Source organism: Bacillus haikouensis (genome assembly GCF_013179555.1).
In the GTDB taxonomy this organism is placed as follows: domain Bacteria; phylum Bacillota; class Bacilli; order Bacillales; family Bacillaceae_B; genus Rossellomorea; species Rossellomorea haikouensis_A.
Map to the genome: position 1 here is coordinate 1 of NZ_JABMCR010000130.1, position 11,934 is coordinate 11,934.

At 41.3% G+C, this 11,934-nt stretch carries 11 protein-coding genes; 1 reads left to right on the plus strand and 10 read right to left on the minus strand.

Going from position 1 to position 11,934, the window contains the following annotated elements:
- From HP456_RS13305 to HP456_RS13315, 3 genes are all read right to left on the minus strand, one after another.
- Positions 1-1,889: DNA topoisomerase III (locus HP456_RS13305; RefSeq protein WP_172251845.1), on the minus strand; the 1,889-nt coding region annotated here is incomplete at its 3' end.
- A 200-nt stretch (positions 1,890-2,089) separates the two neighbouring features.
- A complete protein-coding gene (locus HP456_RS13310) occupies positions 2,090-2,530 on the minus strand; it encodes a DUF6376 family protein (protein WP_172251847.1) in 441 nt (146 codons plus the stop codon).
- 145 nt (positions 2,531-2,675) lie between these two features.
- On the minus strand, positions 2,676-3,773 hold the full coding sequence (locus HP456_RS13315; protein ID WP_172251849.1) for a M24 family metallopeptidase: 1,098 nt from the start codon (positions 3,771-3,773) through the stop codon (positions 2,676-2,678).
- Between the two features lie 263 nt (positions 3,774-4,036).
- Here HP456_RS13315 and HP456_RS25075 point away from each other — a divergent pair, with 263 nt between their 5' ends.
- Entirely contained in the window at positions 4,037-4,132 is a 96-nt protein-coding gene (locus HP456_RS25075; RefSeq protein WP_224874344.1) for a putative holin-like toxin, read from the plus strand.
- Positions 4,133-4,450: 318 nt separating this feature from the next.
- Here HP456_RS25075 and HP456_RS13320 read toward each other — a convergent pair whose 3' ends face one another.
- From HP456_RS13320 to HP456_RS13350, 7 genes are all read right to left on the minus strand, one after another.
- The gene (locus tag HP456_RS13320; RefSeq protein WP_172251851.1) at positions 4,451-4,879 is read right to left on the minus strand and encodes a DUF4064 domain-containing protein; all 429 of its coding nucleotides are present in this window, start codon (positions 4,877-4,879) and stop codon (positions 4,451-4,453) included.
- 83 nt (positions 4,880-4,962) lie between these two features.
- Complete coding sequence (locus HP456_RS13325) at positions 4,963-5,355, minus strand: NUDIX domain-containing protein (RefSeq protein WP_172251853.1); 393 nt, start codon at positions 5,353-5,355, stop codon at positions 4,963-4,965.
- 264 nt (positions 5,356-5,619) lie between these two features.
- Complete coding sequence (locus HP456_RS13330; protein WP_172251855.1) at positions 5,620-6,462, minus strand: oxidoreductase; 843 nt, start codon at positions 6,460-6,462, stop codon at positions 5,620-5,622.
- A 257-nt stretch (positions 6,463-6,719) separates the two neighbouring features.
- Complete coding sequence (locus HP456_RS13335; RefSeq protein WP_172251857.1) at positions 6,720-7,265, minus strand: hypothetical protein; 546 nt, start codon at positions 7,263-7,265, stop codon at positions 6,720-6,722.
- A 500-nt stretch (positions 7,266-7,765) separates the two neighbouring features.
- Positions 7,766-9,427 (minus strand): glycerol-3-phosphate dehydrogenase/oxidase, encoded by a 1,662-nt coding sequence (locus HP456_RS13340; RefSeq protein ID WP_172251859.1) that lies wholly within the window; start codon positions 9,425-9,427, stop codon positions 7,766-7,768.
- Positions 9,428-9,625: 198 nt separating this feature from the next.
- Positions 9,626-11,116, minus strand: coding sequence for a glycerol kinase GlpK (gene glpK / locus HP456_RS13345; RefSeq protein WP_172251861.1), 1,491 nt, complete (start codon positions 11,114-11,116; stop codon positions 9,626-9,628).
- Positions 11,117-11,135: 19 nt separating this feature from the next.
- The coding region (locus HP456_RS13350; RefSeq protein ID WP_172251863.1) for an MIP/aquaporin family protein at positions 11,136-11,934 on the minus strand (799 nt) is incomplete at its 5' end.

Here is an 11,934-nt window from a genome sequence, read left to right on the forward strand (position 1 = left end):
TTGCTGCTGCGTTTTCCTTTTTTAACTGGTGTACGCTGGATGGTTGCAGTATCAAGATCGGTAAAATCCCAGGATTCGGCTTCTCGCAATGCATTTTGAATAAGTGAATGACTTAATTTCTTTACTTGTTCCATGAACTCGGGAGCAGATGCTTCACCTTTTCCGATTTGCTGAAGTCGCTGCTCCCACTTTGCAGTCATTTCTGCTGAAGCGAGTACATTTTCTCCAATTGCACGTATGAGAACCTTTGCTTTATCTGTTGGAAAAACGATATTCTTCTGAATATCTATATAATTACGGTCTTTAAGCATCGTAATGATTCCCGCCCTTGTTGCCTCTGTGCCGAGTCCTTCCGTTTTTTTAAGGACTTTCTCGAGTTCATCATTATCAATGAATTTTCCTGCGGTTTTCATCAAGGTGATTAATTGTCCTTCAGTATATCTCTTCGGAGGCTGCGTCTTTCCTTCCTTGACATGCACTTTTTTTACCATGCCTTCATCATTCTCCTTAACTGGAGGGAGAAGAGGCTCGTTTTCTTTTTCATTCTCTACGATAATTTTTCTCCAGCCTTCCTGCAGAATCTGTTTCCCTTTTGATACAAATTCTGCTCGCCCATCCACCTGGGTGGTGATCGTTGTATAGTTTAAGATTGCCTTATCGTGATGGGCTGCTATAAATCTCTTCATGATAACGTCGTAAATTTTTTTCTCGTCCTGTGACAAAGAGTCTGGATCGGTCACTTGCTCCGTGGGAATGATCGCATAGTGATCCGATACTTTAGCATCATTTACATATCGTTTATTATTCATCAAACTTTCGTTAGGGACCGGTATCCATTTGTTGTAAGGAGCAAATTCCTTTATTTTATCCAAAATACCGGGGAATGTTTCAGCCTCCCCTTTTGTCACGTATTGTGAATCAGAACGGGGATACGACACAATTCCCTTCTGGTATAGCTTCTGCAATACATCCAGCGTCTTCTTAGGTGAGAATTTAAACATTTTATTAATTGTCGCCTGCAAGGAGGACAGATTAAACAACAATGGAGGAGCATATTCCTTTTTTTCGGATTTCGCCTCTTTGATTTGTGCACGTTTGTTTTCGCAGAATAAAGCGATTTTCCTAGCGAGATCTACCTCAGTAATACGGCTTTCACCATCTTTTTGCCACGTTCCTTCGTATGTATGTTTATCTATTTGAAATTCGGCTTTCACTTCCCAGAATGGCTCGCTCTTGAACCGCTGAATTTCTTCATCTCTTTTGACGATCAGAGCAAGTGTGGGGGTCTGCACCCGCCCAGCAGAAAATACATCCGACATGCCCTGCTTTTTCAATAGAATACTGTAGGCTCTTGATGCATTCATACCAACCAGCCAATCGGCGCAGGAACGTGCATAGGCTTCATAATAAAGGTTGCGCAGTTCGCCTTCTTCCCGCAAAGTTTGAAATCCATTGACAATCGCTTTTTCTGTCAGGGAAGAAATCCATAGTCTTTTCATCGGCTTTTGAACTCGAACCATAGAAATGATGTTTCGGATGATCAATTCCCCTTCACGCCCCGCATCACCCGCATGTATGATTTCCGTTACTCCTTTGTTATGAAGCAGCTGTTTGATGACCGAAAACTGCTTTGCCTTCGCCCTTGATAGTTCATACTGAAACCTGGAAGGAATAATAGGAAGGTCGTCTATCGACCATTTCTTCCATTTGCCATCATACTTTTCAGGAGCCTGCAAACCAAACAGATGTCCGACTGCCCAAGTTACGTATGCCCCTTTGGGAAAAATTTCGTTCGGTTGAATTTCAATGTAACCTTGTTTCTTTCGATGAGGAAATGGTTTTGCTAAAGTGGCCCCTTGATCAGGTTTTTCGGCTATAACAACTTTCATCGAATATCTCCTGTCTGTTTTATTATGTCTTCAATTATACCACTATTTCCCGAACTGTTGTTCTAATAATTGATCCGTATCCATAGCGGAAAAGGGAACATTTTCGCTGAGTTCGTTATAATCAGGGTAAGAATTAATAGGTTCTATAAAAGAAGAAGTGCTGCAGATAAGAAAATCATATCTGAAACACTTCTTAACGATTATTGACCTAAGTTTTCGAGATTCCCCTTGATTTGCTGAAGCTGATTAAATGTTTGAACAATCTCCAGGTTTTGAAGCTCATTCAATTGGATTTCCCCTTTATCGATTTGTGCCTGTACCTGCTCAATTCCGTTCAGTGCTTTATCGTTATAATTCTCTACCTTTGTATGAAGATCTTCAGCAAGTGATGGAGGTGTCAGCTCGTTTATTTCTTCAATTTCCGATTTCATCACATTCAATCGGTCTTCCAATTGAGGGATGGCAGAAGAGTCTGCCGCTGCATCCTCGACTAATGCAGGAAATTCATTTGCAAACTGTTCAGCTTCGTTTAAGTAATCCGTCATTTCTTCAACATAGGTTAAACTGTTATTTGCTTCTTCTAATATTCCGCAGCCGGAAATCAGGAATAGTGATAATAGTAATATGATAATTTTTTTCATGTTCACTCTCCTTTATTTATTACTGTACATATATACGAATAGGAGTACATGAAAGTTTCATTTCTTTGCTAAATTAAACTCCCTCATAATTACTGTGGTCAGCCTGAAATTTTAAAGAGCTGATTATTCATCAGCTCTCCTCATTCTACTCGATTATATGAAGTTCTTTCGGATATTTGGTCAGGGTTTCGTAACCATCTTCTGTAATGAGGACATCATCTTCTATTCTGACTCCTCCAATTTCAGGGACATAAATGCCCGGCTCGATTGTATAGGTCATACCCTTTTTCAGGATGCCGTCATTCAAGTGGCTCATGGAAGGGAATTCATGGACATTTATCCCCAGTCCATGACCGATACGGTGAGGGAAATGATCGCCGTAACCTGCTTCCGTGATGATATCACGGGAGATTTGATCCAAGTCTCCGATACGGGTACCGGGCTTGCTCGCTTCAAGTGATGCCAATTCAGCTTTGAGAACTGTCTCGTATATTTCTCTTTGCTTATCAGTAACAGATTTATAAGCAAAAGTACGAGTGATATCTGAAGTATAGCCCTCAAGAACAACTCCAAGATCAAAAAGGACAAAATCCCCCGCTTTCAGCTTTCTGTCACCCGGGTTACCGTGAGGGTCCCCTGCCTTTTCCCCGAACAATACCATTGTAGAGAAGGACATTTCCCTGATTCCTTTTTTCTTCAGTTCGTATTCTATCTTCGCAAGGACTTCCATTTCTGTAACGCCTTCTTGAAGTGCATGAACACCCACCTCTACTCCGAAGTCCGCCATATGAGCAGCACGGCGCATGATTTCAATTTCTTTACCGTCTTTGACCAATCGCATCTCGTTTAATTTGTCTTCCGCATTTACGACAACTGCATTGTCAAAAATGGATATGAATGCTTCACTGCGTCCATATGTCAGGACCTCTTTTTCAAACGCAACTTTATTTCCAGCCACTCCGCGTTTTTTGATTGCTTGTTTAATAAATGCCCATGGGTCCTCATGGTCGGAATAGCCGATCACTTCATCTTTCCACCCTGCGTCCTTTACTTGTCGTGCTTCCATACCTGGGAGGACCACAAATGGCTCCGCATCCGGGAAAACGAATAAACCCATTAGACGTTCGTGAGGGTCTGTTAGGAAATTAGTTAAATAGAACACGTTTTCAGTTGAATTGATAAACGCTGCTTCAATATTTTCTTCTTTCAACCATTGTTTAAGTGTATCTAATCGCTGCTGCATTCTCTGTTCCTCCTTGATAATTCCTTTTTTATGTAATCGTTTTAAATGAGCATATTCATGCTAACATATTTTCTTCTCGCAGTGAAATCATCTAAACCGGAAAAGAAATCGTAAAAATACACACCCGACTCTTTTTTTGTAAGGGTGGTGCTTTTCCTACCTCTTGCCTATAAAGTGTTGGACCTGGATATGATATAATTTGGATACACAGCAGATGTTGGGTGGGAGTGGCCACTTCCTGGGTAAAGGAGGTGGTGCCTATAGTGACAACGTATGAGGCTTTGACGCTAATGATAACATTTAGCTCTTTGATCGTCTCCATCATTGCCATTGTTATTTCGAATGACAATAAGAAATAACCCCACCCTCTTTAAGCGCCTAAACTTGGAAGGGCAGAGTTATTTCCTTTCTTTATTGGGCCACTGCTTTCCTAGCAGTTGCTGTGTGGCAAGAGACATCGGCTGCAACCGGTGTCTCTTTGTTATTAGTTATGCTCTACTTTTAAGATAGTATAGAAGAGGATTAAAATCAAGGTGTAAATCTTAAGGGATTTTATCCCCTTAAACCAGCATATGCCAATAAGAATATTTTTAGTATAAAACCTTCATCCATATTTACGGAAAAGACAAAAAGCTTAGAGGAACTCTAAGCTTTTTCCATTCAGCATTTCCCGGCTTTTAGTAAACGGTTTCGCTCGGTTTTGGTTTGCGGACAAATGCCATGATTCCCGAGATTAAAAATAATAATCCGGGAATGAAACCGAACCCGATTGTACCGACACCAATCACAAGTGCTGCGATGATAAACATAATTCCAGAAAGGACAGGCTTCCTGTTTTTTACGATTGCAAGAACGGCAATCAGTCCGAAAATGGAAGCGATGATGCCGATTACAATCAAGTACCAGCCCATTGTTTCCGCCATATCAAGTATAAAGGATGTATCCTGAGTTGTCATAGCGGGATCACTTTCCATCATTTGCTGCATTTCATCCATTATTGCGGGATCACTCATACTCATATTCGCTGCAATCCCTATGATGGAAAACAATGCGGATAAAACGATTCCGATGATTCCCATCACCACTTCTCCTGTTCTTTTAACCATTATAACCTCTCCTTCACTTAATCGTACTTTACAATTATATAGAATGTTTTTAAAAGTATCACTTCTGTGTATGGATAGAGAGCTTATTCTTTATAAGATTCCAGAATACTGATGTCTTCCGGATACGATAGTGGGAGATTTTGTAACTCTTCAATTGAAACCCACTCTATACCATGGATACATGCATCCGGATCTTGGATTGTTGCTTCACCGCCCATTACAGATGTTTCAAAATAAAGAATTTCTGTAGATATATTATCTTCTGCTCCCCTTTTAGTATAGATATGTCTCCCCACTTCTACTCTGTATCCGGTTTCTTCCCACACTTCTCTTTTGCAGCATTCTTGAATGGTTTCATTCGGTTCCAATCCTCCTGAAGGTACAGACCAGCGCTTCTCTTCATCTTGTTTCCCTTGGTAAACCATCAGTAAACGTTTGTTGTGAATGCATAGAGCAGAAGCACCTTTCCATTTCATAAAGTTCCATATCACCCTTCCCTGTATGGTCATAAGTTGTTATTTGTTTTTTAAAAAGATATACGAAAAATCACCCCTTCTTTTTTTAAAAGGAAAGATTTTTCTCATTAAGACTATTCGTTTTATTTACAGATTTCTCCTTCTGCTGGAACGAATTTCTATATTTCAGAAAACTCATGTGTAACTACAGAAAATGAAATATCAAAATCGTGCCATCCTCATGTCATTTTTAGATTATTATGATGACAGAGGTAATAGGGAAGTCTACATGTTGAGTCTTTTTATAATTATTTTTTCAATCTTTCTCCATGGGAGAATACTTTTCAAAAAGATAGTGCCCCTGGTTCTTTTGCCTGCAGGTATTCTGAATGCAGTTTTTTTACCTGCAGCGATTTTACAAACAAGAGCTGCTATTTCAGCAGGGTCACCAAATCGATCCCGTCCCTTATCCATTTCTGTTTCGATTCTTTTCCAGTATGTATAATATGGTGAATCTTTATCAAGAGACCGTGCGGCTATTTTCTTGCCTGATGCCCAGATATTTGTTTGATAAGATCCGGGTTCAATCAGAATAACCTCGATTCCAAATGGTTTAAGCTCAAGCCGAAGACTTTCGCTATACCCTTCCAGTGCATGTTTAGATGACACATAGGGGCTCAATCCAGGAAACCCGAGCCGTCCACTGATACTGCTCATATTGAGAATTTTCCCGTACCCCTGCTTCCTCATGAAAGGTAACACAGCTTGAGTGACAGCCATCACTCCGAAGACATTCGTTTCAAATTGTTCTCTGTATTCTGCCATGCTTACCTCTTCAGCAAAACCGCCGAGTGCGTAGCCTGCATTGTTCAGAAGCAAATCAATTGACGAATACTTCGTGAGTCCATTATAGAATTCGTGAATGGAAGTTTCCGAAGTTACATCTAACGGCATAATCGTAATTTGTTGCTCTGCTTTTCGTAATTTAGCCAATTTCAATAGTTCTTCAGCTTTCTTTAAGTCACGCATCGTTGCAAGGACATGATAGCCCATGCAGGCAAGCTCGATTGAACTAAGTAAACCAAATCCGCTGTTGGCACCAGTAACGATGGCTATTTTATTATCCATTTAGCAAACCCCCGTTCACATTCTTATAATATAGTAAATGATAATAAACACATAGAAAAAAGACGGCTTCATCCCATTGAAGCCGTCAAAGTCGAGGATATGGTGTCAATCTCATTTACAAGTCTACGTAATACTTTCACATTTATCAAATGCATTATTATGCCCTTAATGCTTCTCTGCTTAAATGTACAAAAGTGTATGGTGGTTTCCGCATGAATTCATATATTTATATAATTTTAAGCATAACTTGAAAGAGCTTATTTAGCAGGGGCAGTTGCAAGCATCTCTCCTTCACTATTATAAAATGTTACTAACGGAACACCAAGCTGCCCATCATATGATTCCACATGTAAAAAGTAACGACCAGTCCCCAAGGGTACTTCCTTAAAGTCTATATAGCCACGATATTGAAAGTAATCTGCTCCATTTACCGCTGCGTTTCCGTAGACGATGAATTGTTCGTTATTCAAAAAACTTGAGCCAAGTGAAGCATGTCTTGCTTCCTCGTCTCTTATCATTTCATAAAGTGGGAACAAATCTGTTTTTATATAATAAGCAAGACCAACTTTATCGCCCGTTCCATTTGAAGTATACATGAGAACATATTGATCTCCGATTTTCTTTTTTAGAACAACATTCACTTTATTTTGATCATTCGTCTTGAACTCTTCTAAGTGAGATGTCAAATTTTCTTTTGTTGTAAGGAGGTGTCGTTTTTCCATGTAATTCACCAGAAATATACTGATCATCGAGCATGCAATTACCATGAATATAACCTTTGTTATGTTGTTTAACTTCTTCACTTTGCGCCACCTCATTTAAAACATATACACGGAAGATGCCTTCCATAAAATACGTGCCACAGCCCCTTCCGCGTACATGGGGCTCGATACATATTTTAATGAAAGAGTAAAGCACTATATGCTTTCTTAAACGGATTCTCAGGGTGATTTTTTATCTCCACCCACAAATATTCGATTGTCTCCTCGTTATCTTCCAAAACCAGAATGATGTGGTTTGGTTTCCTAATGGTAACCATATAGAATTTATCGATCTCATCGTCTTGATATTCTTTAAAATATTCGGAATAAGATTCAACATGCACGTTTTGTACAGCTTCATTCAATACAGCGATTTTTCATGATTCATTGTCCGGTAAATGTTCATATGTGAACCTCCAGTAGAATTTTCCTTGTTTTCCCATTATATCAAATGTACGAATAGCATGAGGAATACTTGAAGACAAATTACAAAAAAATACACTTAAAAAACCAGCAGGGATTGCCCGGCTGGTTCTATATGATTACTGTTGATCTATCGGTACAACAGCATTTTTTAATTCTTTTTTCAATTCCAAAGTATGTTTATTTTTTTGATCGGCGTTCCAGTGCAGCAGTTTAGCCATGATGTCTATTACAGGTTGCTGCCATTTCTCAACCCATTTACGATCAAAGAACATAGCACCTGTCCTGCGGATGAAGAAATCAACTGGAGTGGCGGCCATTTCTTCCTGGATTGCATAGATGAGCTGTGCATATATCGTTACAGGCACGAGACGTTCTTCGGAGGTGCCGATGTAAGCATGTGCCAGCTTAAACAGCTGATCGACGTTGGACCCGTACATACTTGCAAGTTTTCGCCCCTCATCTTCTGTCAAACCATATTGAAGGGCTTCTTTGGATTTTTGTACAATGAACTCAGGGAGATTGCCCGCCCCCCCAACATGACCTCCGGAAATCGGCATGTTCTTTGTAGAAGAGGCAGGGAATTTCTTTTTCGTTTCTTCTTTCAACCTTGTGGATACGAGGTTGACCACCGTTTCTGCCATTTTACGGTATCCTGTCAGTTTTCCACCCGCGATGGTGATGAGTCCGCTTTCTCCTTCCCAGATTTCATCTTTTCGGGAAATTTCGGAAGGATCCTTCCCTTTTTCATAAATGAGCGGGCGTATTCCTGCCCAGCTTGATTCAACATCCTCTTTTGTAACATTGACGTCCGGGAACATATAATGAATCGCATTAAGGATGTAGTCTCTATCTTCTGTCGTCATTTGCGGGTCGGCCTTGTTTTTGTCATAAAAAGTATCAGTCGTCCCCACGTATGCTTTACCATTTCGCGGAATCGCAAACACCATTCTCCCGTCTTGCGTGTCAAAATAGACAGCCTGCTGCAGAGGAAATTTACTTTGATCTAAGACGATGTGCACACCTTTTGTAAGGCGGAGCTGCTTATTATTAGTACTGTAATCTTTTCCGCGGACTTCATCGACCCATGGCCCAGCTGCATTGATGATTTTTGTACCGCGGATTTGGATGGTGTCCCCATCAAGGAGGTCTTCCGCTTCGATTCCGACTGTTTTTTTGTTTTCATATAAGAATCGTTGTGATTTAGTATAGTTAATCGCTGTAGCTCCGTGTGCGATCGCTTCTTTCATAACTTCGATCGTCAGACGAGCATCATCCGTCCGGTATTCAACATAATAACCTCCGCCTTTCAATCCATCCTTTCTAACAAGCGGCTCTTTTGAGAGGGTCTCAGCTGCAGAAAGCATGGATCGTCTTTCGCTTTTTTTGACGCCTGCCAGATAATCGTACACTTTCAATCCGATGGATGTGCTGAATTTACCGAATGTCCCGCCTTTATGTAAAGGGAGGAGCATCCATTCGGGAGTGGTTACGTGAGGACCGTTTTCGTAGACAATTTCACGTTCTTTCCCCACTTCGGCAACCATTCTCACTTCAAACTGTTTTAAATACCGCAGACCTCCATGTACGAGTTTCGTGGATCGGCTGGATGTTCCGGCAGCAAAATCCTGCATTTCGACAAGTGCCACCTTCATGCCGCGTTTGGAGGCGTCAAGAGCAATTCCTGCACCGGTGATCCCCCCGCCGATGACTAATAGGTCATAGTTCTGTGAGCTTAATTGTTTTTTTATTTCCTGTCTTGAAGTACTTGAAAACGTCATAATGTAAATCCTCCCATATATCGTTTGTATATGATTATGAATTCTTTTTCAGTTTATAAATTTCTTCATAGTAAGTGTATATCCATAAAAAAAGAGACCAAAACTATCATTATGGATATGCAGGTCCATAATGCAGTTTGGTCTCTCTGGGTCTCTTACCGGTTTATTAACTTGTTACCATTATATCATAATGTTTTTTTATTTGAAAGCCATCGCTGCTTTCACGGCTTTTTTCCATCCGCTGTATAGTTCTTCCCGGTCATCTTCGGACATTTTCGGTCGGAATTCATCGTCTTTGTTCCATTGTTTGGAGATTTCTTCCCGGTCCTTCCAATACCCTACAGCAAGTCCAGCCAAATATGCAGCGCCAAGTGCCGTCGTCTCGTTGATGACTGGCCTTTCAACAGGTACACTTAACAGGTCGCTCTGGAACTGCATAAGGAATTCATTTTTTACAACCCCTCCGTCAACGCGGAGTTTTTTCAAGGCAATTCCCGAATCTGCTTCCATCGCTGTCAGCACATCTTTCGTCTGATAAGCTAAAGACTCTAATGTTGCACGTACAAAATGCTCTTTTGACGTTCCCCGAGTCAATCCGAATACCGCACCTCTTACATCACTGTCCCAATAAGGTGTACCGAGTCCTACAAACGCCGGAACTACATATACACCATCGGCCGATTTCACTTTTTCGGCATATCGTTGACTGTCTTGGGCATCTTTCAGCATTCTAAGTCCATCACGCAGCCACTGAATAGCAGATCCGGCTACAAATATGCTTCCTTCCAATGCATATTCGACTTTGCCGTCAATCCCCCAAGCAAGTGTCGTCAGCAGCCCATTGTCGGATTTCACTGCTTTATCCCCTGTGTTCATTAGCATGAAACAGCCTGTTCCATACGTGTTTTTACCCATCCCTTTTTCAAAGCATGCTTGTCCGAACAAAGCAGCCTGCTGATCTCCGGCTGCCCCTGCAATCGGAATCTCCTGTCCAAAGAAATGATGAGGTACGGTTTTCGCGTAGACCTCCGAGGATGGCCGGACTTCCGGGAGCATAGACACGGGAACTCTGAGAATTTCAAGAAGTTCTTTATCCCACTCCAAGTTATGTATATTGTACATCAACGTTCTTGAGGCATTCGAGTAGTCTGTAACATGGGCCTTTCCTCCGGACATTTTCCAAATCAGCCAAGTATCGATTGTTCCGAACAGAAGCTGACCGTTTTCAGCTTTTTCCCGTGCTCCATCGACATGATCAAGAATCCACTTCACTTTCGTTCCCGAAAAGTATGCATCGATCAGTAAACCGGTCTTGTCCCGGAACGTATCATTATGTCCATTTGAAATCAATTCTTCACAGATGTCAGAAGTCTGTCTCGATTGCCAAACGATAGCATGATAGATGGGAGTTCCGGTATCTTTATCCCAGACAACGGTCGTTTCACGCTGGTTTGTGATACCGATCCCTTCTACTTGATCAGGTTTCACATTTGATTCTGATAAAACGGTTGCGATCACCGATAAAATAGAGCCCCAGATTTCATTTGCATTATGTTCCACCCATCCCGGCTTAGGGAAATGCTGTGTGAATTCCTTTTGACTTGTGTGGACGATTTCTCCATTTTTATTAAAAAGGATGGCTCTTGAACTTGTTGTACCTTGGTCTAATGATAAAATATACTTCTCCATTATAATTCCTCCCATAAACTTAGTTTTCAGTTGATAATTTATCCGCTTTTTGTGAAAGGGTTAATTTTTTATCGCTAAAGCAGGCTGCTCCCAAAACAGTCAACGTCACTACCAACACAATCCAGAAGCTTGTTGTGATTTGTCCAACAAATACAGCTTTATAGAATACCCCGCCAAAGGAGCCTCCCAATGCCGGACCTACCACCGGAATCCAGGAATAGCCCCAATTTGATGGCCCTTTTCCAGGTATCGGCAGCAGGAAGTGCGCAATACGCGGACCCAGGTCTCGTGCAGGGTTAATGGCATAACCCGTTGTCCCGCCAAGGGAAATACCGATCGCGATGATGAGAAAACCAACGATGAAAGGATTTAATCCATCTGTAAATGAATTCGCTCCGATTGATAATAATCCTACCACTAATACAAAAGTTCCAATCATTTCACTCAATAAATTTGAAAAAACATGCGGAATTGCTGGTCCGGTGGCAAATACACCTAATTTAACTCCGGGATCCTTCGTGGCATGCCAGTGCGGCAAAAAGTGAAGATAGGTTATAATAGCACCGATGATCGCCCCAAGCAGTTGGGCTGCGATATACTGCGGTACCTGACTCCATGGGAAGTCACCATTAAAAGCTAGTCCCAATGTCACTGCCGGGTTGAGATGTGCCCCGCTGAATTGGCCGACAGCATATACGCTCATTGCAACTCCAAGTCCCCAACCGAATGTAATGACGATCCATCCGGAATTATAGGCAAATGATTTTGTTAAATTCACGTTTGCGCATACGCCTGCTCCAAAAATAATAAGTAGTGCT